The sequence below is a fragment of the Nocardioides sp. P5_E3 genome (assembly GCF_054049275.1).
This window is the reverse complement of the sequence record NZ_JBFUMR010000007.1, coordinates 76,075-97,578: the sequence shown is the minus strand read 5'-3', so window position 1 is coordinate 97,578 and position 21,504 is coordinate 76,075. Positions and strand designations below refer to the sequence as shown.

The following is a 21,504-nucleotide window of genomic DNA, read 5'->3' as shown; positions in this document are numbered from 1 at the left end:
GGTCCACGTCCGTCACGTCCTCAGATATCTCGTCCAGGCGGAGTCAGGCTGGAAGCTGCTGGCAGGTCAGCCCTGGGCGGCGAGGGCGAGGGGCAGCACCGCGGACGCGCCGGCCGCGCGGATCGCGGTCGCGGCGACGGTGAGCGTCCAGCCGGTCGCCACCTGGTCGTCGACGAGCAGGACGGTCGCCCCGGCGGGTATGTCGGCGTCGAGCCCGCCGCGACGACGTACGGCGGCGACGCGCTGCGCGGAGTTGGACTGGCCGGCACGCGGCGGGACGGAGGCGTCGCGGATCGCCCAGGTGCCGACCACCGGGACCTGCATGACGCGGGACAGGCCGTCGGCCAGGTCGCGCACCAGGGTGGGGCGGGTGGCCGACTCGACGACGACGATCACGTCGGGACGCGAGGTCCACTCCGGCGACCAGTCCTTCATCACGTCCATCACGGCCTGCGCGAGGCCCGGCGGCACGGGCCCGTCGGGGGTGTCCTCCCGGAACAGCGCGCGCAGCGCCTGGCCGTGGCCGAGGTCGGTGAGGCGGGCGACCGTCCGGCCGGGCTCGGCGCCGGCGGAGATCTTGCCCTTGAGGTCGAGGCCGAGGTTGGACAGCGCCGTCGGCCACATGCGCCGCGGCTCGAGCACGACGCCGGGGCGGGACAGCCGCTGGCCGGCCTCGGCGACAGCCGCCTCGCTGACCGACGCCGACAGGGTCAGGCCGCCGCAGTTGTCGCAGCGGCCGCAGTCGGTCGCCTCGGGGTCGTCGAGCTGCTCGCGGAGGTAGCGCATCCGGCACTCGGTGGTGCGCAGGTAGCCGAGCATCGCCTGCTGCTCGCGCTCGCGGGCCTCGGCGACGCGGGCGTAGCGATCGGCGTCGTAGGACCAGGGGCGCCCGGTCGCGACCCAGCCGCCCTGCACCCGCTGGACGGCGCCGTCGACGTCGAGGACCTTGAGCATCGACTCGAGCCGGTTGCGCCCGAGCTCGACGCGGGTCTCGAGGGTGGCCGTCGAGAGCGGACGCTCCGAATCGGCGAGGGCGGCCAGGGTCTCGCGCACCTGCTCCTCGCGGGGGAAGCCGAGCGAGGCGAAGTAGGCCCAGATGTCGCGGTCCTCGATCTGGGGCAGCAGCACCACCGTGGCCTCGTCGGTGCCGCGGCCGGCACGACCGACCTGCTGGTAGTAGGCGACGGGCGACGCCGGCGCACCGAGGTTGATGACGAAGCCGAGGCTGGCGTCGAAGCCCATGCCGAGGGCGCTCGTGGCGATCAGCGCCTTGACCCGACCGTCGACGAGCGCCTGCTCCAGGGCGTGCCGCTCGTCGGCCTCGGTCTGGCCGGAGTAGGCGGCGACCTCGAGGCCACGGTCGCGGAGGTAGCCGGCGACCTCCTGGGTGGCGGCGACGGTGAGGCAGTAGACGATGCCGGAGCCGGGCTGCTCGGCGAGGTGGTCGGCCAGCCAGGCCAGCCGCTGCTCGGGGGTCTTCATCTGGACCACGCCCAGCCGGAGCGACTCGCGGTCGAGCGTGCCGCGCTGGACGAGGACACCCTCGTCGGTCGAGGAGTCCTGTTCGACCGAGGAGGGCGCGTGCACCCCCAGCTGCTCGGCGACGTCGTCGGTCACCCGGGCGTTGGCGGTGGCGGTGGTCGCGAGGACCGGGATGCCCGACGGCAGCTCGGCGAGCAACGTGCGCAGGCGCCGGTAGTCGGGGCGGAAGTCGTGGCCCCAGTCGGAGATGCAGTGGGCCTCGTCGACGACGAGCAGGCCGCAGGTCGCTGCCAGGCGCGGGAGCACCTCGTCGCGGAAGCCGGGGTTGTTGAGCCGCTCGGGGCTGACGAGCAGCACGTCGACCTCACCGGCGTGGATCTGGTCGTGGATCGGCTGCCACTGGTCGATGTTGGTGGAGTTGATCGTCACCGCCCGGATGCCGGCCCGCTCGGCCGCGGCGATCTGGTTGCGCATCAGCGCGAGGAGCGGGCTGACGATCACCGTCGGCCCGGCGCCGGCCTCACGCAGCAGCTTGGTGGCCACGAAGTAGACGGCCGACTTGCCCCACCCGGTGCGCTGCACGACCAGCGCGCGCCGGTGGTCGACGGCCAGCGCCTCGATGGCCGCCCACTGGTCCTCGCGGAGTCGCGCGTCGTCGCGCCCGACCAGCGCACGCAGGTGCCGCTCCGCGGCCTCCCGGGCGGAGAGGCGTACGGCGTCGGTCGCGCCAGTGGCAGTGCTCATACGGGGTCCCCGCGGCGTTCCTCGGGGGAGCGCAGCGGAGGAGACGAAAGTCGTGGGGTGTTCATGGCCCCTGTCTACCAACCGGCACCGACGGCTGCACGGCCGCATCCACAGGCACCCGCCCTGGTGGTCCACCGGCTTGCGGTCGTCCCGACGCCACGGGCACGACCGTTTCCCGGTGGACTACCCCAGGAGGGGCGGCGGGTCAGCGGTTGCTGCGGGCGATGAAGCGGTCGATGTCGACGCCGGCCTTCCGCGCGGCCTGGCGCGCCGCGGGGGTGGTGAGGTCGGGGGCGACGAAGGTCTCCTGCTCGATCGTGCGGTCGGCGTCGACGTACTGCTGCTGGAGCGCGGCCTGCTCACCGGCGCTCGCGGACGAGGCGGCGACGACGTCGGCGGTGACGGCCACGGTGGCGCCGGTCAGCAGCGGGCTCACGGTGGGCGTGTAGCCGCCCGCGTGCCCGGTGGCCTTGGGGTGGTAGCTCTCGCTGATCGGGTTGGACAGGCCGTTGATCCACTCGTCGGAGTCGCAGACGGCGTGGCCGACGAAGCGGCTGGTGGGGTTGGCGAAGGAGAAGCCGGCGCCCGACGCGGCGGTGGCCAGCCGCGAATTGAGCAGGTCGGCGGTCTGGTTGAGGCGCGACTCCTCGGCCGGGGAGAACCAGGTGAAGGCGTTGCAGTCCTCGCCGTTGAAGATGCGCGGGTAGCCGACGACGACGACCTTGGCGTAGGGCGCGCGGCTGCGGATGCCGGAGTAGAGGGTGGCGAGACGCGAGGGCAGGGTGGCGTTGATGAAGGACTGGGCGGTGTTGATCGCGCCGTCGCAGCTGCTCATCCAGCCCGGCTGAGCGCACTCGGTCAGCACCTCGGCGAACCCGGCGTCGTTGCCGCCGACCGAGATCGACACGTAGGTCGTCGCGGAGGTCAGCGCGGACAGCTGGGTGTTGGTCACGTCGGCGACGGTCGCGCCGGAGCAGGCGCGGAAGTTGAGCGCGTAGCCGCGGGCCGCGGCGATCAGGCTCGGGTAGGCCGAGGTCGAGCGCTGGCAGCTGGTGCCGTCCGCGATGTAGGAGCGGGTGCCGGTGCCCGAGGCGTACGAGTCGCCGAGGGCGACGTAGGCCGGGGCGGCGGCCTGGGCCGGCTGCAGCAGCAACGGGGTGAGCAGTCCGGCGAGGGCGGTGCCGAGCACGGCGAGGCGGGTCGTTCGATTCATCTGATCGGTCCTGTCCGAGAAGAGCCACCCGAGTGTGGCCTCGATCACACTAGGGACAGGTCGGACCGCTCCACCAGACCGATCGGTCAGTTTCTGGCCGGCGGTCAGTCGCCGACGCGCCGCAGGCGGGCGCCGGCCGGCGGCAGCGAGGCGGCGTCGCGGAACGACTCCCCCACCAGCACCGGCACGACCTCGCTGACGTCGCGCTGCGCCGCGATCTCCACGTCGGCCACGAAGCCGGCCTCGGTGAGCTCGCGGCCGCCGGCACAGTGGAGCAGGTCGTGGGGCAGCACCGCCGCGTGCCAGGCGGCGATCGCCATCCGCGCCTCGGGGCTCGCTCCGGCCTCGGCCTCGGCGTCGAGTGCGGCAAGCACCGCCCCGGCGCCCCAGAGGTCCTCGACGGCCGGCCGGAGCGTGTCGTCGTGCCACCGCTCCCCCGCGGGTACGACGACCACGCTGGCGCCGTCCGCGACCCGCGGCCCCAGCCACCGGGCGACCGCGCCGGCGTTGCGCAGGCACGCGCCGACGACCTGGGCGCCGGACTCGGCGAGCGCGAAGGCGATGGTCGACCCGTTGGGCGAGGGCAGGACGAGGCGCTCGACACCGTCGACCTCCGCGAGGCTGGCGGGCGAGAGGGAGACGTGGCGGGCGTCGCCGCGCGAGAGGGCCTCGAACCGGCCGACGGCGAGCGTCGCGCCGTGGCGCACGGCGTGCTCGGCGGCGCGGGAATCCTTCCAGCGGAACGGGAAGACCTCGATGCCGCGCTCGAGCGCGACGCTGAGCGTCGTCGTGAACGACAGGACGTCGACCACGACGGCGAAGTCCGCCGGCACCGCCTCGGCGCCGGTCGGCCCCCACTCCATGCGGAGCCGGTAGGTCGACTGGTCGTGTCCGGGCAGCGTCACGCGAGCCATTCAACAGCCCCGGTGGGGCGCTCGCCCAACACGGAGGCCGGTCAGTCCGGGATGTTGGGCACCACGAGCACCGGGACGGGTGAGTGGCGCACGACCTGGGTGGCCGTCGAGCCGAAGCGGAGACCCTTGAACCCGCCGGCGCCCCGGGCGCCGACCACGAGCATCTCGGCCTTCGACGCCGCTGCGACGAGGCACTCCGTGGCCTGCCCGCGCAGCGCGTACAGCTGGATCTCGACGTCGTCACCCAGCCCGGCCGCCGCGCAGTCGTCCTTGAGGTCGGCGATGACCGCCTGCTCGAACTCCGCGAACGGCGGGACGTAGCCGCCGACCATCGAGTCGGGCCTCGGTGCGGTCGCGAGGTTCCACACGCGGATGACGTGGAGCGTCACTCCGAGGCGCTTGGCGAGATCACCCGCGCGACGTACGACGGCGCCCGATGCGCGCGAGCCGTCGTGCCCGACGACGATCCCACCGGTGATGTTGGCTTCTTTCCGGACCATGCTCCATCGTAGGAAGCCGGCGTGCCGGGCGACAGGGGTCGAAGGTCCCGATCACCCGGCCCCACCGCGGTCACCAGATCCGGACGCGCCCCTCGGGCTCGAGCCACAGGCCGTCGCCCGGCTGGGTCTCGAAGACCTCGTGGAACTCGTCGAGGTTGCGCACGATGTTGGCGCGGAACTCGGCGGGGCTGTGCGGGTCGATGGTGAGGTACTGGAGCTCCTGCTCCTTGCGGCGCTTGGTGCGCCAGACGTGGCTCCAGTTGAGGAACAGCGTGCGTCGGTCGTCGAGGGAGGCCTCGCCGCCCTGGCTGATGACGTAGGCCTTGTGGGCGATGGTCAGCCCGCCGAGGTCGCCGATGTTCTCGCCGACGGTGAGGCTGCCGTTGACGTGCTCGCCCGGCAGGTTGCGCGGCTCGAAGGCGTCGTACTGCGCGATGAGCGCCTGCGACTTGCCCTCGAAGGCGGCCTTGTCGTCGGCGGTCCACCAGTCCTGGAGGTTGCCGTCGCCGTCGTACTGCGCGCCCTGGTCGTCGAAGCCGTGGCCGATCTCGTGGCCGATGACCGCGCCGATGCCGCCGTAGTTCTCGGCGTCGTCCGCGTCGGGGCTGAAGAAGGGCGGCTGGAGGATGGCGGCCGGGAAGCAGATCTCGTTGGTGCCCGGGTGGTAGTAGGCATTGACGGTCTGCGGGAGCATCAGCCACTCGTCGCGGTCGACCGGCTGCCCGACCTTCTCGAGCTGGCGGTCGGTCTCGAACGCCGAGGCCGACGCGACGTTGCCCATCAGGTCGTCGGCCGAGACGGTCAGCGAGGAGTAGTCGCGGAACTCCGTCGGGTAGCCGATCTTGGGGTAGAAGCGGTCGAGCTTGTCGTACGCCTTCTGCTTGGTGTCCTCGCCCATCCAGTCGAGCGCCTCGATCGAGCGCCGGTAGGCCGTGACCAGGTTGGCGACGAGCTCGTCCATCATCTGCTTCGACGTCGGCGGGAAGTGCCGCTCGACGTAGACCTTGCCGACGGCCTCGCCGATGGCGCCCTCGACGAAGTCGACGCCACGCTTCCAGCGGGCCCGGAGCTCCGGGGTGCCGTTGAGGGTGCGGCCGTAGAAGTCGAAGTTGGCCTCGACGAACGGGTCGGGCAGGTAGGGCGCGGAGCTCCGCACGATGCGGACGTGCAGGATCTCGCGCCAGGTCTCGATCGGCGTCTCCTCCAGCACCGTCGACAGGTGGGAGAAGAAGTCGGGCTGCATGACGATCGAGCGCCGCAGCGTCTCCTCGGTGCCGCCGAGGCCGGTGACGTAGGTGATCCAGTCGAAGGCCGGGCAGAGCTCGCGCAGCTCCTCGAGGCTCAGGTGGTTGGTCGTCTTCTGGACGTCGCGGGTCTCGGCGGCCTCCCAGTGACCCTCGGCCAGCCGGGACTCGTACGCCAGGACGCGCGCCGCGGCGCCCGCCGGGTCGTCGTGCTCGCTGAGGGTGAGCAGCGTCGTCAGGTAGGTGAGGTACTTCTCGCGGATCTCGGCGAACTTGTCCTCTCGGTAGTAGGACTCGTCGGGCAGGCCGAGGCCGCCCTGCGCGAGGTAGACGATGTTCTTCGACGCGTCGCCACGGTCGGGCGTGATGTAGGAGCCGAACAGCCCGGGGCCGCCGATGCGCTCGAAGATGCCGAGGAAGGCGGCCAGCTCGGTCAGGTCGGTGACGCCGTGGGCGCTGTCGAGCCGCCCCTGGACCGGGCCGAGGCCCAAGGCCTGGATGGTCTCGGTGTCCATGAAGGACGCGTAGAGGTCGCCGACCTTGCGCGCGTCACTCTGTCCATCGCTGGCGAGCTCGTCGGCCGGACGGTCGGCCAGCTCGGTGATGATGTCGCGCACCTGCTGCTCGGCGGCGTCGGCGAGCGCGATGAAGGCGCCCCAGCTCGACTTGTCGGACGGGATGTCGGTCTCGTCGAGCCAGCGACCGTTGACGTGGCCGAAGAGGTCGTCCTGCGGTCGGATGTCCGGGTTCATGCCGTCGCGCGCGGCGTCGAGGATCGTCACGCGGTCGACCCTAACTCTGCGGCCCCAGCCTCAGCGCACGTGCACGACCGACTTGCCGAGCGTGCGTCGCTCGTCCATGTCGACCAGCGCCCGGCCGAAGCCGGTCAGGTCGTACGTCGCGCCGACCGGCGGCTTCACGACACCCGACTCGATCATCGGGACGAGGCGGTGCCACTGCTGCTGCATGTAGCCGGGCCGGGTCATGGCGTACGCCCCCCAGCCGACGCCGCGGACGTCGGTGTTGCCGAGCAGCAGCCGGTTGACCTTGACCTCCGGGATGCCCTGCCCGGAGGCGAAGCCGACGACCAGGATCCGGCCCTGCTCGGCGAGGCAGCGCAGGGAGTCGGTGAAGGCGTCGCCGCCCACCACGTCGAGGACGACGTCGACCCCGCGGCCGCCGGTGAGCTCCTTGACGGCGTCCTTGAAGTCGGGCCCGACCACGGCCTCGTCGGCGCCCGCGGCCCGCGCGAACGCTGCCTTCTCCTCGGTGCTGACCACCGCGATCGTCCGCGCGCCGAGGCCCCTGGCCACCTGCAGGGTGGCGGTACCGACCCCGCCGGCGGCGCCGTGGACGAGGACCGTCTCGCCCTCGCGCACGCCCCCGCGCTCCTCGAGCGCGAAGAGGGCGGTCAGGTAGTTCATCGGCAGCGCCGCCCCCTCGTCGTACGACATCGCGTCGGGCAGCGCGAACGTGAAGATCGCCGGGTTCGCGACCTGCTCGGCCGCCCCGCCGCTGAGGTTCACCCCGGCCACGCGCTGACCGACGGTGAACGCGCTCGACTCCGGGGAGCCCGGGTAGAGGACGACGCCGGCGAAGTCGACGCCGAGCGTGAAGGGCGGCTCGGGCTTGAACTGGTACTCGCCACGGCTCAGCAGCAGGTCGGGGAACGCGACACCGACGCTGTGCACCTCGACCAGGACGTCGTTGTGGCCCTGCGTGGGCGGGTCGACCTCGCGCACCTCGACGTCGGACGGACCGGTGAGCGTGACGACCTGGACTGCGCGCATGGGCCCGACCCTAGCCATTGCTGCGATCCCCGGATATCCGGGGAAGTTCCCGCTTGTCGGCCGAAGCATCAGCACCAAAGCGGGAGCTTCGGCCGACAAGTCCCGCTCAGCCGGCCCGCTTCACCTCGGCCAGCTCGAAGTGCATCGGGTCGGTCCAGCGCCAGTCGCCGCCCCAGGCGAAGCCCCAGGTCTTGAAGATCGCGACCACGTCGCGGTTGATCTCGCCGACCGTGCCGCGCTGGTTGCCGCGGGTGTTGAGGTCGAGGGCGAGGCCGAAGGAGTGGTTGGAGAGCGTGGTCGTGTCGGCGATGAAGCGCGGGTAGTAGCAGCCGGCGTACTGGCCGGGATCGATCGCGTCGGCCAGCCCCCGCTGCTGCACCTCGAGCAGCGCCGCGCGCAGCTGCGGGAAGAGGTCCTTGTGGCAGGTGACGCTGCCGAGGATCGGCACCGCCTCGGTGCGGATGTTGGCCGACACCCACGCCGGGTCGGGGGCGATGCGGCCGCCGCCGAGGACGCGGTAGCGGAAGGTCCCGACGACGCTGCCGAGCGTGCCGCCGGTCGGGACGGCGGTGAGCTTCGCGTCGGGGTCGAGGCCGATGCGGGAGGCGACGTCGAGCATCTGCACCGACGCGTCCTTGCCGACCAGCCGCTCGAGCGGCTTGCGGATGCTCGCCGGCGTCTTGCGGTCGGTGGAGATCAGCAGCCCGTTGTCGGTGGCCATCTCGATGTCGTCGGCCCACGCGGTGTTGACCACCATGTCGATGGTCGGGACCTGCGGTGTGTACGCACCCACGTGCAGCTCCGGCGCGTCGTCCTCGGGCCCGAGCCGAATCATCCCCGCCTTGTCGGCCAGCCGCTTGGCCACGGTGCGGTCGATGGCCAGCTCGCCGCCGGCGACGCGGTCCCACGCCTCCTGGAAGTCGGCGACCTGCGCCTGGGTGAAGTTGCGGTAGCGGCCCGGGTCGACCGAGGCGACGGTGAGCACGCGGTTCTCCAGGCTGACCTGGCCCAGCCCGATGCGCTCCGTGTGGGCCACGCCCTCGAGCCCCTCGATCTTCTCGAGCAGCTCGTCGTCGATCGTCTTGTCCCACTGCACGAGGATGTCGGCGCTCCACAGCCGCCCGTCGCGCTCACCGGGAGGGTCGACCGCGTGGGCGGGGTCGGCCACGGGCACCGTCGAGGCCTTCCCGGTCGGCGTGGCGGTCGGGCTCGGCACCGGGTCCGGCTCCTCGCGCGCGGCCGGCTCGCTGCACGCGGCGAGCAGCACGAGCAGGACGGCTGTCGCCGCCACCCCCGCCCCTCGTCGTACGCCCACGCCCCGACCCTAGGCAACCGGTGTCTGGACGCGGCTGGGGATCGTGAACCACGAGATCAGCCCGCCCAGGGTGAGGAGCGCCGCGCAGGCGATCATCGCGGTGGCGTACGCCGTGTCGAACGCCGCCGGGTCGCGGTAGTCGTCGCCCGCGAGGCCGACCGCCGTCGGCAGCGCCGCGACCGCGAGCAGGGAGCCGGCGCGGGCGACGGCGTTGTTGATGCCGCTGGCGATGCCGGCCTCCTCGTCGGGTGCGGCGGCCAGGACGGTCGCGGTGAGCGGGGCGACCATGAGCGCGAGGCCGAGCCCGAAGACGGTGAGCCCCGGAGCGACGTCGCGCCACCACGAGACGTCGGGACCGACGCGGAGCAGCCACAGCGTCCCGACCGCCATCACCAGCGGACCGAACGTCATCGGGATCCGAGGTCCGATCCGCTCGCCGAGGGCGCCGCCGCGCGAGGCGAGGAGGAGCATGCAGATGGTGATCGGCAGGGTGGCCAGCCCGGCCTCGAGGGCGTTGTAGCCACCGACGGTCTGCAGCTGCAGCACGAGGAAGAACAAGATGGCGCCGAGCGCGGCGTAGACGAGCAGCGTCATCAGGTTGGCCGCGCTGAAGGTGCGGTCGTGGAAGAGGCCGAGCGGCACCATCGGCCCGCGCGAGCGGCGCTCGACCACGACGAACGCGACCGCCGAGACCAGCGCCCCGCCGGCCGCCCACAGCGTCACCGGCCCTCCGGCATCGGTCAGCGCCCACGTGAGGCAGGCGAGCGAGAGCGAGGCGAGCGTCGCCCCGGGGATGTCGAAGCGCCCCTGCGTGCGTGGGTCGCGCGTCTCGGGTACCCACTGGTGCGCCAGCCACACGGTCAGGACCGCGAGTGGGAGGTTGATCAGGAAGATCCACCGCCACGACGCGTGGTCGACGAGCAGCCCGCCGACCAGCGGTCCGAGCGCCGCGGCGATGCCGCCGAGGCCCGACCAGGCGCCGATGGCCCGGCTCCGGTCCTCCGAGCGGAACGCTCCCTGGATCATCGCCAGGCTGCCGGGCGTGAGGAGCGCGCCGCCGATGCCCTGCAGCACCCGGGCCGCGATCAGCACCTCGGCGTTCGGCGCCAGGCCGCACAGCAGGGACGCCAGCGCGAACCAGATCGTGCCGATGACGAAGACCCGCCGCCGGCCGAGCCGGTCGCCGAGCGACCCCCCGATCAGGATCAGCGAGGCCATCGAGAGGAAGTAGCCGTTGGTGATCCACTGCAGCTGCGCCAGCGACGCGTCGAGGTCGGCGCCGATCGACCGCAGCGCCACGTTGACCACCGTGCCGTCGAGCAGCGTCAGCCCCGATCCGAGGGTGGCCGCAGCCACGATCCCCCGCGCGGTCGGCGTACCCCAGACGACTCCGCTCACGCGCCCACCCTAGGGCTCGGCGACGTCGCGGAGCGCTCAGCCGCGCAGGACCTGACCGGCCAGCCAGGCGATGTCGGCGCCCGTGCGCTCGGGCGATCCGGACGGCTGCATGACGTGGCTCAGCACGACGCGTACGACCATGTCGATGGCCGGGTCGAGGCGCTCGGCGTCGATCCCGGGGGCGTACGGCGCCACGCGTGCGGTGACGACCTCCTTGGCCGCGCCGAGCAGCGAGCCGGCGTTGGTCGTCAGCAGGGGCAGCAGCTCGGTGTCGGCGCCGTGGGTCGCGCTGACGACGGCGTGCAGCAGCTTGTTGGCGCTGGCGTAGGTCAGCACGTCGGTGACCGCGCGCTCGATGGCGCGGGTGAGGTCGTCGGGCTCGGCGTCGAAGGCCTGCTCGACGACCTGCAGGAAGCGCGTCAGCTCCTCGAGGATCATCGTCTCGGCCAGCGCCGGCTTGGAGCCGACCTCGTTGTAGACGGTCTGCCGGCTCACCCCGGCCGCGTCGGCGAGCCGGCCCATCGTCACCGCCGCCCAGCCCGACGAGGTCGTCATCTCCACGGCCGCGGCGACGATGCGCTCGCGGGTCGTGGTCGGCATGCCGGAAGTCTCGCAGGTCAGGTGTGGACGCCGTCCCGGCCCGGCCGACATCCTGGCGGCCGCCTGCCCGGGACGACCTGCGGTTCAGCCCTGGTAGCGCACCTGTTCGCCGCGCTCGACCCGCTCGCGCTGCGGCACCACCGTGTACTTCGGGTCCCTGGCCGAGGCCATCCCGGCCTCGTAGACGCCCAGGCGGGTGCAGAGCGAGCCGGCCATCAGGGCAGTGCCCGAGACGACGGAGAGCAGCCGACTGCGGCCGCCGAGGAGGGCGCCGGCGGCACCGGCCGCGGTCAGCACCTTGCTGGCGCGCATCAGCGTGCCGGCCTTTCCGGTGTGCAGCAGCTCGGCGGACAGGCCCATCGAGGACTCCATCCGGTGGGCCATCACCAGCTCGACGGCGGCACCGCCCACGGCGAAGGCGCGGGCCGGTCCGGCCTCGGCGACGGGCGCGGTGGCCATCGCCCACCCGCCCGACGCCGCAGCGGCGGACCCGCAGAAGACGAAGGGGAGCTCCTCGTAGGCCGAGTGCCACGCCGGGGTGGCGGTGTCGGAGAGCAGCACCGCGGTGTACGCCGCCACCGGCGGGGCGGTCACGGCCCCGATCAGGCCGGCCGGACGTCCGACGCGCAGCAACAGGCGCACCGGCCCGCGCTGCCAGCGGGTGGGCAGCATCCCCGCGAGCTCGGCCGCGGAGGCCAGGCCGGCGAAGGGTGCGTGCAGGGACAGGATCCAGGTGCCGACCGACATCGGCGAGGTCAGCTTGACCACGCGCAGCATGTTGAGGAACCGGCTGGGCTTGCCGAGGTCGTGCACCAGGGCGACGACGCTGAGCAGCAGCGCGATGAGCGAGCCGATCCGGCCCGCACGTCGCAGCCCGGGTCGGTCGGTCAGGTCGGCCCCGCCCGCGAGGAGCGAGGAGCCGGCGGCGACGCCGCCGGTGAAGAGGTAGTAGGCGATGTCGCGCTCCCACGGGGCGGCCTTGACGATCGGCCGGCCGTAGTAGGAGGTGAAGTCGGCCTCGGGCACCATCACCCGGTCGCCGCCGCGCGAGCTGCCCCGCGAGCGGCCGGGGCTGCCGCCGTGCTGGACCTCGGCTCCGGAGCCGTGGCGGTCCGTCGACTCGCTCACGGTCGCCTCCTCACGAAGGACAGGGCCGCGCCGACCAGCAGCGCGGTGCCCGCCATCCCGGCCCGGGTGAACATCCGGGGCAGGTCCTTGGTCGTCACGACGGGGTCGGGCGGCAGGCCGTAGACCTCCGGCTCGTCGAGCAGCAGGAACATCGCCCCGGTGCCGCCGACACCGTCCTCGGGGTCGTTGCCGTAGAGCCGGGCGTCCATCACACCGCGCTCGTGGAGCAGCTCCACCCGCGCGGTGGCGCGCTCGCGCAGCTCCTCGACGTCGCCGTACTGGATGGACTCGGTCGGGCACGCCGCCGCGCAGGCGGGACTCTGGCCGTCGGTGAGCCGGTCGTAGCAGAGCGTGCACTTCTGGGCGATGCCCACCTTGGGGTCGCCCTCGGGCCCGCGGCGGCGGTCGATCACGCCGTAGGGGCAGGCGGCGACGCAGTAGCCGCACCCGTTGCAGATGTCGTCCTGCACCACGACGGTGCCGAACTCGCTGCGGAAGAGCGACCCCGTCGGGCACACGTCGAGGCAGGCGGCGTGCGTGCAGTGCTTGCACACGTCGGACGACATCAGCCACTGGAAGTCGGGCTTGTCGTCCTCGTGCACGTCGCTCACCGGCGCACCGACCGAGGGCATCCCCAGGTCGACGGCGGGCTTGGACGCGGGCTTCTCGATGAACGCGACGTGGCGCCACTGGTTGGCGTTGAGCGAGTGGCTGTTGTCGTAGGACGTGCCGAGCATCTCGAAGAGGTTCTCCGGGACGTCGTTCCACTCCTTGCACGCCACCTCGCAGGCCTTGCAGCCGATGCAGACGCTGGTGTCGGTGAAGAAGCCCTTGCGCTTGGGCGCGTCGGTGTAGCCGGCGTCGAGCGCCGGGTCGAGCGGCCCGAAGAGGCTGTTGCGGCCGATCACTGGCCCTCCTGGTCGTCGTCGCTGGTCTCGGCGGCCGCGAGCGACCGCGCCTGGGCGTCTGCCGACGCGGTGACGACCCGGGGGTGGACGTCGTCCCTGATCCCGGCCCGTCGGGCGTAGTCGGTGACGAGCTCGCGCAGCGCGGCACCGGTGGGCCGCCGCCCCGGACGTACGTCGCAGGTGCCGACCTTGCTCTCCTGGATGAGGACGTTGGGGTCGAGCGAGATGCCGAACAGGTCGTTGGCCGAGTCGCCGGTGACGAGGCCACCGCCGCCCCAGTGGTAGGGCATCCACACCTGGTGAACCGTACGACCCTCGATCCGCAGCGGCCGCAGCCGCTCCGTCACCATCACGCGGCCCTCGACGGCCGAGCGTGCGGTCACGACGTGGCACCACCCCATGTGCTCGAGGCCGCGCTCCTGCGCCAGCGCCGGCGACACCTCGACGAACATCTCGGGCTGAAGCTCGGCGAGGTGCTCGAGGTAGCGGCTCATGCCACCGGCCGTGTGGTGCTCGGTGAGCCGGCTGGTGGTGAAGACGAAGGGGAAGACGTCGCTGTGCTCCTCCGGGGGCGCCGGGTTCAGCTGGTTGTCGTTGCGGCGGTACTGCTTGCGCGTCGGGTTGGCCTGCTGCCCGTAGAGCGGGTTGCGGAACGGCGACTCGACCGGCTCGTAGTGGGTGGGCATCGGTCCGTCGATGAGGCCCTGCGGCACGTAGAGCGCACCCTTCCCGTCGCCCTGCATGATGAACGGGTCGACGCCCTCGATGGCCTCGACACCCTCGGACCCCTCGGGCGCCCGGTAGGACGGCGGCTTCGTCTTCTCGAAGTCGGGGACGTCCTGCCCGGTCCACTCCCCCGCCTCCCCCTTCTCCGGGTCCCACCAGACGAAGGCCTTGCGCTCGCTCCACGGCTTGCCCTCGGGGTCGGCCGACGCGCGGTTGTAGAGGATGCGGCGGTTCAGCGGCCACGCCCAGCCCCACTCGGGCGCGACGAACGACTGGTCGTGGCGCGACTTGCGGCGGTTGGCCTGGTTGACGCCGTCGGCGAAGACGCCGGTGTAGATCCAGCAGCCGCCGGCCGTCGAGCCGTCCGCCTTCATCTCCACGAACGACGACAGCGGGCGGCCGGTCGCGACCTCGAAGCCGTTGATCTCCTTCAGCACCGCCTCGGCGCTGGGCTCGCCCCAGGCCTGCGCGCCCTCGGTGCCGAGCACGCCCTCGTCGTGCACGGGGTAGTCCCACGCCAGGTCGAGCACGGGCCGGTCGCGCTCGTCGGTGGAGCCGGCCAGGCGCTCACGCACCATCCGGCCCAGGTGGTAGAAGAACCACAGCTCCGAGCGGCAGTCGCCCGGCGGGTCGACCGCCTTCTCGCGCCACTGCAGCATCCGCTGGGTCTGGGTGAACGTGCCCTCCTTCTCGGCGTAGGACGCCGCCGGGAAGAGGAACACCTCCGTGCGGCACTCCTCCGGCACGATCTCGCCGGTCGCGACCTCGGGCGAGTCCTTCCAGAACGACGCGCTCTCGATCTCGAAGAGGTCGCGCACGACGAGCCAGTCGAGGTTGGCCATGCCGAGCCGCTGGGCCCGGCCGTGGGCCGAGCCGACCGCGGGGTTCTGCCCGAGCAGGAAGTAGCCGGAGACCTTGCCGTCGATCATGTCGAGCACGGTGCGGTAGGTGCCGTGGTCGCCGGTGATCCTGGGCAGGTAGTCGAAGCAGAAGTCGTTGTCGGGGGTCGCCGCGTCGCCCCAGTAGGCCTTGAGCAGGCTCACCGTGTAGGCGTCGGCCTTGGACCAGAAGCCCTTGCTGCCGGGGTGGCGGATGCTGTCGACGTAGTCGGTCAGCGTCGGGTGCTGGTCGGGGTTGGGCATCGGCAGGTAGCCCGGGAGGATGTTGAACAGGGTGGGGATGTCGGTCGAGCCCTGGATGCTCGCGTGGCCGCGCAGCGCCATCACCCCGCCGCCCGGGCGCCCCATGTTGCCGAGCAGGAGCTGCAGGATCGCGCCGGTGCGGATGTACTGCACGCCGACGCTGTGCTGGGTCCAGCCCACGCTGTAGACCAGCGCCGTGGTGCGCTCGCGTCCGGAGTTCTCCGTCCACGCCCGGCACACCTCGAGGAAGTCCGCCTGGCTGACGCCGCAGGTCTGCTCCACCATCTCGGGCGTGTAGCGGGCGAAGTGGCGACGCAGCACCTGGTAGACGCAGCGCGGGTGCTGCAGCGTCTCGTCGCGCCGGGGCTTGCCCTCCACCTGCATGCCGTGGGCCTCGTGCTGCAGGCCCGCCGCGGACTCGCGCTGTCCGTGGGTCTCCTCGGAGTCGTCGGCCTGCGCCGCGCTCTGCTCGCCCGGGCCGTCCTCGACGTCGTACTGCCAGCTGCTGGGGTCGTAGGTGCGCTTGTCGGGGTCGAAGCCGCTGAAGAGCCCGTCGAGGTCGTCGGTGTCCTCGAACCTGTCGCTGACCAGCGTCGCGGCGTTGGTGTAGTTCACGACGTAGTCGCGGAAGTCGAGGCCGTTCTCCAGGACGTGGCTGATGATGCCGCCGAGGAACGCGATGTCGCTGCCGACGCGGATCGGGACGTGCTTGTCCGCGACCGCGCTGGTGCGGGTGAACCGCGGGTCGACGTGGATCACCTTGGCGCCGCGCTGCTGCGCCTCCACCACCCACTGGAAGCCCACCGGGTGGGCCTCGGCCATGTTGGAGCCCTGGATGATGATGCAGTCCGCGTTGGCGAGGTCAGCCGTGTAGCCGGTGGCGCCGCCGCGTCCGAAGCTGGTCCCCAGACCGGGGACGGTGGCGGAGTGTCAAATACGCGCCTGGTTCTCGATCTGGATGGCGCCCATCGCGGTGAACAGCTTCTTGATGAGGTAGTTCTCCTCGTTGTCGAGCGTCGCCCCACCCAGGCTGGCGATGCCCATGGTGCGGCGCACCCGACGGTCCTTCTCGTCGAGCTCCTGCCACGCGTCGCGCCGCGACTTCACGACCCGGTCGGCCACCATCTCCATGGCGGTCGTGAGGTCGAGCTCCTCCCACTCGGTGCCGTGGGGGCGGCGGTACTTGACCGTGGTCTCGCGCAGGCTACTCGTGACGAGGTTCTTGCTGGCCGAGCCCTTGGGGCACAGCCGGCCGCGGTTGACCGGGCTGTCGGGGTCGCCCTCGATCTGCACGATCTTCTCGTCCTTGACGAAGATCTTCTGCCCGCACCCGACGGCGCAGTAGGGGCACACGCTGCGGGCGACGCGGTCGGCGGTCGTGGTGCGCGGCTCGACCTCGTCGGTGCGGCGCGAGCGCACGGCCTTGCCGCGTCCGAGGAGGTCACCACTCGTCAGCTGGCGGAGCACGGGCCACGGGAGAAGGGACCTCGACTCCGCCATGCCGTCACCTCCGCGTGTGTGTGGCTGATGAGACTACGGACGCCGTACGACGTGCGTCCACCGCCCGTGGGGTGGGCGTGTCAGCGGACGACGATCGCGTGCTCGCCGGCCGCCACGACCTCGCCCACCACCGGGTGGCCGGGCAGCTCGCCGACCACCAGCAGGCCGCCGGAGGTCTGGGCGTCGGCGAGCAGCACGAGCTCGTCCTCGTCGACGGACGCGTCGAGGTGCGGGCGCACCCAGTCGAGGTTGCGGCGACTGCCGCCCGGCACGAAGCCGTCGGCCAGCGAGGTGCGCGCGCCGGCGACGTAGGGCACTGCTGCCGCGTCGACCACGGCCGTCGTCCCGCTCGCTCGCATCATCTTCATCAGGTGGCCGAGCAGGCCGAAGCCGGTGACGTCGGTCGCCGCGCGGAGCCCGGCGTCGACGGCCGCGCGGCTGGCGTCGCGGTTGAGCTCGGTCATCACCGCGACCGCCTCCTCGAACCACTCGCCGGTCGCCTTGTGGCGGTTGTTGAGCACGCCGAGGCCGAGCGGCTTGGTCAGCGTCAGCGGCATCCCGACCTGCGCCGCGTCGTTGCGCAGCAGCTTCTCGGGGTCGGCGAGGCCGGTGACGGCGAGGCCGTACTTCGGCTCGGGGTCGTCGATGCTGTGCCCGCCGGCGAGGAACGCCCCCGCCTCGGTGCACGCGTCGTCGCCGCCGCGCAGCACCTCGGCCGCCACGTCGAAGGGGATCCGGTCGCGCGGCCAGCCGAGCAGGTTGACCGCGACCACCGGGGTGCCGCCCATCGCCCACACGTCCGACATCGCGTTCGTGGCGGCGATACGCCCGAAGGCGTAGGCGTCGTCGACGACCGGGGTGAAGAAGTCGGCGGTGGCGATCACGGCCCGGCCGGTGCCGTCGGGGGCCGGATGGATCCGTACGGCGGCCGCGTCGTCGCCGTGGTCGAGACCGACCAGCAGGTCGCCGGACGCCCGTCCCCGGCCGAGCCCGCTCAGCACGCGTTCGAGCTCACCGGGCGGCACCTTGCACGCGCACCCGCCGCCGGCGGCGTACTGGGTGAGGCGGATCGACTGGTCGGTCGTGCTCGCGCGGGTGCTCACCCGCCCAATGTAGGCAGCCAACGGGCGTCCAGTCTCACCCCGTTGCCCGTGGCGGCGCGCGTGACGCGCGCCTAGTGTCGAGACGTGTACAGCGACAACTCCGCGATCGCTCGCATGCTGGACCGGTGCCAGCAGGCGCTCGACCGCGTCGAGCCCGCGGACCTCGCGGCCGTCGCGGCAGCCGGGGCACTGGTCGTCGACATGCGGCCGGTGCAGCAGCGCCTCCGCGACGGTGAGCTGCCGGGCGCGCTCGTCGTCGACCGCAACGTGCTCGAGTGGCGCCTCGACCCGACCAGCCCGTACCGCCTGGCCGTCTCCGACGACCCCGACCGGCACATCGTCCTGGTCTGCAACGAGGGCTACAGCTCGAGCCTCGCGGCCATCACCCTGCAGCAGCTGGGCCTGCCCCGGGCGACCGACCTGGCGGGTGGCTTCACCGCGTGGTCGGCGTACGTCGCGGAGGTGCAGGCGGACGAGATCGCGACCGCGAGACGGGTCGCGACGCACTAGGCTGGCTCGTGGAGGCGGTTCTCGTCTGGTGACGGACGCGGTCCTCAAAACCGTTGCGACCCAGCAGCTGGGTCGGGCGGGTTCGATTCCCGTCCGCCTCCGCCAGTCGTGAGCCAGTCGTGAGCCAGTCGTGATCCACCCGTGAGCCGGGGCGTCGGACGAGGAGGGTGGGTGCCAGATCCGCGCCGGGCCACGCCCCGCACCGACCACGTCCTCGCCGACGAACGCCTGCAGGCCGCCGCGACCCGGCTGGGCCCGGTCCTCGTCAAGCGCGCTGTCACCGCGGCGCTGGAGCGGTGCCGGGCCGGCGAGCTCGACCCGGCTGCGGTGGCCGACGCCGCAGTCGCGGCACTCCCGGCGTCGGCCACCACGCTCCGGCGGGTGGTCAACGCGACCGGGGTGGTGGTCCACACCAACCTGGGCCGCGCCCCCCTGTCCGGCGCCGCCGTCGAGGCCGTCCGCACGGCGGCCGGGGCCACCGACGTCGAGCTGGACCTCGCGACCGGGCAGCGCGGGCGACGGGGCCGCGGCGCGCTGGACGCCCTGGCCGCCGCCGTCCCTGACGCCGGCGGGGTCCACGTCGTCAACAACGGCGCGGCCGCCCTCGCCCTCGTCACGCGGGTGCTGGCGCGCGGCGACGACGGGCGCGACACCGTGGTCATCGCCCGCGGCGAGCTGGTCGAGATCGGCGACGGCTTCCGCATCCCCGAGCTGATGGAGTCCGTGGGCGCCCGGCTCCGCGAGGTCGGCACGACCAACCGGGTGCGCCTCGCCGACTACCACTCGGCGGTCGACGACTCGACCGCGTTCGTGCTCAAGGTCCACCCCTCCAACTTCGCCGTCACCGGCTTCACCTCCTCGGTGCCGGCCCGCGAGCTCGCCGGCCTCGAGCACGCGGGGCGACGGGTCCCGCTCGTGGTCGACATCGGCTCCGGGCTGCTCGAGCAGCACCCGCGCCTCCCCGACGAGCCCGACGCCGGGCGCGCCCTCCGCGACGGCGCCGACCTCGTCACCGCCTCCGGCGACAAGCTCCTCGGTGGTCCGCAGGCCGGCCTGCTGCTCGGCGAGGCCGGCCTCGTCGAGCGGCTGCGGCGCGACCCCTTCGCCCGCGCCCTGCGCGTCGACAAGCTCACCCTGGCCGCCCTCGAGGCGACCCTCGTCGGCCCCGTGCCCCCGGTGCGGGCCGCGCTCGGTCGGTCGGTCGACGACCTCCGGACGCGGGCGCGCGCGATCGTCGGGGCGTGGCCCGTCGACCTGGTCGCGGCCCTCGGGGCCGAGGTCGTCGACTCCGCGGGCGCGGTCGGCGGCGGCGGCGCACCCGGCGTGGAGCTGGCGAGCGCGGCCGTCTCGCTGCCCGAACGCCTTGCCGCACCGCTGCGCGAGGGCGATCCGCCCGTGCTGGGTCGCACGGTGCGCGGCCGGCTGCTGCTCGACCTGCTGGCGGTCGACCCCGTCGAGGACGACGCCATCTCCGACGCCGTACGCCGCGCTGCGGGGGCGGGCCGGGCCTGATGCACGTCGTCGCGACCGCGGGTCACGTCGACCACGGCAAGTCCACCCTGGTCCGCGCCCTCACCGGCACCGACCCCGACCGGCTCGAGGAGGAGCGGCGGCGCGGGCTGACGATCGAGCTCGGCTACGCCTGGACGTCGTGGCCCGGCCTGGGCGAGCTCGATCAGGTGGCCTTCGTCGACGTCCCGGGCCACGAGCGGTTCCTCACCACGATGCTCGCGGGCATCGGTCCGGTGCCGGCGGCCCTGTTGGTCGTCGCGGCCGACGACCCGTGGATGCCGCAGGCGGCCGAGCACCTCGCCGCGCTCGACGCCCTCGGCGTCGGCCACGGGGTCGTCGCCGTGACGCGCAGCGACCTCGCCGACCCCGGGCCCGCCGTGGCACGGGCGACGGCCGAGGTGGCCCGCACCAGCCTGGCGGGGGCACCAGTCGTCGCCGTCAGCGGCCGCACGGGCGCCGGGCTCGACGAGCTCCGCGCCGCCCTCGCCGACGTGCTTGCCGCGCTGCCACCACCCGACGCGGACGCCGACGTACGCCTCTGGGTGGACCGCCGCTTCACCGTGCGGGGCGCGGGCACCGTGGTCACAGGCACCCTGCCCGCCGGCACCGTCCGGGTCGGCGACACCCTCGCCGACGGCGACCGGCTGGTGCGCGTGCGCGGACTGCAGGCGCTCGGGCAGGACACCGACGCGGTGAGCGGCACCGCCCGCGTCGCGCTCAACCTCACCGGGGAGGTCGACGGGATCGCGCGCGAGACGGTGCTGACCACCCCCGACGCGTGGCACCACACCGAGGTGGTCGACGTGCGGCTGCGACCCGGACCCGGCACCGGTGACGCCGGTCCTCCGCTCGCCCCGCAGCTGCACGTCGGGGCCGCGGACGTCGCGGTCCGGTACCGCCCGCTCGGCGACCCACGCGGCGGCATCGCCAGGCTCACGCTCGAGCGCGCCCTGCCGCTGCGGGTGGGCGACCGGATGCTGCTGCGGGACCCGGGCGACCGCCGGCTCTGGCGCGTCGACGTCCTCGACCCCGACCCACCGCGGCTGCGTCGACGGGGTGCGGCCGAGCGGCGTGCCGCGCAGCTCGCCGGCGCCGACGGCACCCCGCGACTGGCCGACGAGCTCGCCCGCCGAGGACTCGCGCACCGCGACCGGTTGCGCCGCATCGGTGTGCCGGTGACGTCCGGCGACCACCTCGAGGCCGGACCCTGGCTGGTCAGCCCGGCGCTGGTCGGGGCGATGGCAGAGCGACTGCTGCCCCTCGTCGAGGAGCACGCCCGCACCCATCCGCTCGACCCCGACGTGCCGCTGACCGTGCTGGCCGACCGGCTCCGCCTGCCGAGCCCCGACCTCGTCGTGCCACTGGTCCGCGCGCCGCTGCAGGTCGTCGGCGGACGGGTGCGGTCGCCCGGCGCGGGCCTCCCGACGGCCGTGGCTGCCGCCGTCGACGTCGTACGACGTGAGCTGGAGGCCGCGCCGTTCGCCGCTCCCACCGCCGACCGGCTCCGCGATCTCGGCCTCGATGACCGCGCCCTCGGGGCGGCCGAGCGCGCCGGGCTGCTGTGGCGCGTCGCCCCGGGACTCGTCCTGCTGCCGGGGGCGGCGGAGGCAGCGGCGGCCCGCCTCGCGCTGCTCGAGCAGCCCTTCACCACCAGCGCGGCCCGTCAGGACCTCGGCACCTCGCGCCGGCTGGTGCTGCCGCTGCTCGACCGGCTCGACCGGGCCGGGCTCACCCGGCGCCTCGCCGACGACCGGCGCGAGGTCGTGGGCTGAGGC

At 73.2% G+C, this 21,504-nt stretch carries 16 protein-coding genes and 1 tRNA gene; 4 read left to right on the top strand and 13 right to left on the bottom strand.

The annotated features are described in order from the left end of the window. Positions 1-66: 66 nt before the first annotated feature. The 13 genes from ACXJKB_RS06015 to selD all read right to left on the bottom strand — a co-directional run bounded on the left by ACXJKB_RS06015 (position 67) and on the right by selD (position 17,707). On the bottom strand, positions 67-2,226 hold the full coding sequence (locus ACXJKB_RS06015; RefSeq protein WP_457186372.1) for a RecQ family ATP-dependent DNA helicase: 2,160 nt from the start codon (positions 2,224-2,226) through the stop codon (positions 67-69). Positions 2,227-2,431: 205 nt separating this feature from the next. After that, entirely contained in the window at positions 2,432-3,439 is a 1,008-nt protein-coding gene (locus tag ACXJKB_RS06010; RefSeq protein WP_457186370.1) for an SGNH/GDSL hydrolase family protein, read from the bottom strand. A 104-nt stretch (positions 3,440-3,543) separates the two neighbouring features. After that, positions 3,544-4,344: a 2-phosphosulfolactate phosphatase gene (locus tag ACXJKB_RS06005; protein ID WP_457186368.1), complete on the bottom strand. Its 801-nt coding sequence runs from the start codon at positions 4,342-4,344 to the stop codon at positions 3,544-3,546. Between the two features lie 50 nt (positions 4,345-4,394). After that, complete coding sequence (locus ACXJKB_RS06000) at positions 4,395-4,853, bottom strand: universal stress protein (protein WP_457186366.1); 459 nt, start codon at positions 4,851-4,853, stop codon at positions 4,395-4,397. A gap of 70 nt (positions 4,854-4,923) precedes the next feature. Beyond that, positions 4,924-6,879 (bottom strand): M13 family metallopeptidase, encoded by a 1,956-nt coding sequence (locus ACXJKB_RS05995; protein WP_457186364.1) that lies wholly within the window; start codon positions 6,877-6,879, stop codon positions 4,924-4,926. Positions 6,880-6,909: 30 nt separating this feature from the next. Next, positions 6,910-7,887 carry an NADPH:quinone oxidoreductase family protein gene (locus ACXJKB_RS05990; protein ID WP_457186362.1) on the bottom strand — a complete coding sequence of 326 codons (978 nt, stop codon included), beginning with the start codon at positions 7,885-7,887 and terminating at the stop codon, positions 6,910-6,912. 106 nt (positions 7,888-7,993) lie between these two features. Further along, positions 7,994-9,202 carry a M15 family metallopeptidase gene (locus ACXJKB_RS05985; RefSeq protein WP_457186360.1) on the bottom strand — a complete coding sequence of 403 codons (1,209 nt, stop codon included), beginning with the start codon at positions 9,200-9,202 and terminating at the stop codon, positions 7,994-7,996. A 9-nt stretch (positions 9,203-9,211) separates the two neighbouring features. Then, a complete protein-coding gene (locus ACXJKB_RS05980; RefSeq protein WP_457186358.1) occupies positions 9,212-10,600 on the bottom strand; it encodes an MFS transporter in 1,389 nt (462 codons plus the stop codon). Positions 10,601-10,636: 36 nt separating this feature from the next. Next, complete coding sequence (locus ACXJKB_RS05975) at positions 10,637-11,200, bottom strand: TetR family transcriptional regulator (protein WP_457186356.1); 564 nt, start codon at positions 11,198-11,200, stop codon at positions 10,637-10,639. An 84-nt stretch (positions 11,201-11,284) separates the two neighbouring features. Beyond that, positions 11,285-12,328, bottom strand: a complete 1,044-nt coding sequence (gene nrfD, locus ACXJKB_RS05970; protein WP_457186354.1) for an NrfD/PsrC family molybdoenzyme membrane anchor subunit — start codon at positions 12,326-12,328, stop codon at positions 11,285-11,287. Next, complete coding sequence (locus tag ACXJKB_RS05965; RefSeq protein ID WP_457186352.1) at positions 12,325-13,236, bottom strand: 4Fe-4S dicluster domain-containing protein; 912 nt, start codon at positions 13,234-13,236, stop codon at positions 12,325-12,327. The genes nrfD and ACXJKB_RS05965 overlap by 4 nt, the downstream gene beginning before the upstream one ends. Continuing rightward, positions 13,233-16,604, bottom strand: a complete 3,372-nt coding sequence (fdh, locus tag ACXJKB_RS05960) for a formate dehydrogenase (protein WP_457186350.1) — start codon at positions 16,602-16,604, stop codon at positions 13,233-13,235. Before fdh ends, ACXJKB_RS05965 begins: the two co-directional genes overlap by 4 nt. Before the next feature lie 80 nt (positions 16,605-16,684). Continuing rightward, positions 16,685-17,707, bottom strand: a complete 1,023-nt coding sequence (gene selD / locus ACXJKB_RS05955) for a selenide, water dikinase SelD (protein WP_457186348.1) — start codon at positions 17,705-17,707, stop codon at positions 16,685-16,687. 84 nt (positions 17,708-17,791) lie between these two features. Between selD and ACXJKB_RS05950 the strand changes: the two genes are divergently transcribed. The 4 genes from ACXJKB_RS05950 to ACXJKB_RS05935 all read left to right on the top strand — a co-directional run bounded on the left by ACXJKB_RS05950 (position 17,792) and on the right by ACXJKB_RS05935 (position 21,501). Further along, positions 17,792-18,217 carry a rhodanese-like domain-containing protein gene (locus tag ACXJKB_RS05950; RefSeq protein ID WP_457186346.1) on the top strand — a complete coding sequence of 142 codons (426 nt, stop codon included), beginning with the start codon at positions 17,792-17,794 and terminating at the stop codon, positions 18,215-18,217. A gap of 10 nt (positions 18,218-18,227) precedes the next feature. Next, positions 18,228-18,322, top strand: a tRNA-Sec gene (locus ACXJKB_RS05945). A 66-nt stretch (positions 18,323-18,388) separates the two neighbouring features. Then, positions 18,389-19,729: an L-seryl-tRNA(Sec) selenium transferase gene (gene selA / locus ACXJKB_RS05940; RefSeq protein ID WP_457186344.1), complete on the top strand. Its 1,341-nt coding sequence runs from the start codon at positions 18,389-18,391 to the stop codon at positions 19,727-19,729. Further along, on the top strand, positions 19,729-21,501 hold the full coding sequence (locus ACXJKB_RS05935; RefSeq protein ID WP_457186342.1) for a SelB domain-containing protein: 1,773 nt from the start codon (positions 19,729-19,731) through the stop codon (positions 21,499-21,501). The genes selA and ACXJKB_RS05935 overlap by 1 nt, the downstream gene beginning before the upstream one ends. The last annotated feature ends 3 nt before the right edge of the window (positions 21,502-21,504 follow it).

What these genes read in the sequence shown, in the direction of transcription:
- ACXJKB_RS06015 (WP_457186372.1), bottom strand. Translation starts at nt 2,226, where the DNA reads ATGAGCACTGCCACTGGCGCGACCGACGCCGTACGCCTCTCCGCCCGG.
- ACXJKB_RS06010 (WP_457186370.1), bottom strand. Translation starts at nt 3,439, where the DNA reads ATGAATCGAACGACCCGCCTCGCCGTGCTCGGCACCGCCCTCGCCGGA.
- ACXJKB_RS06000 (WP_457186366.1), bottom strand. Translation starts at nt 4,853, where the DNA reads ATGGTCCGGAAAGAAGCCAACATCACCGGTGGGATCGTCGTCGGGCAC.
- ACXJKB_RS05990 (WP_457186362.1), bottom strand. Translation starts at nt 7,887, where the DNA reads ATGCGCGCAGTCCAGGTCGTCACGCTCACCGGTCCGTCCGACGTCGAG.
- ACXJKB_RS05975 (WP_457186356.1), bottom strand. Translation starts at nt 11,200, where the DNA reads ATGCCGACCACGACCCGCGAGCGCATCGTCGCCGCGGCCGTGGAGATG.
- ACXJKB_RS05935 (WP_457186342.1), top strand. Translation starts at nt 19,729, where the DNA reads ATGCACGTCGTCGCGACCGCGGGTCACGTCGACCACGGCAAGTCCACC.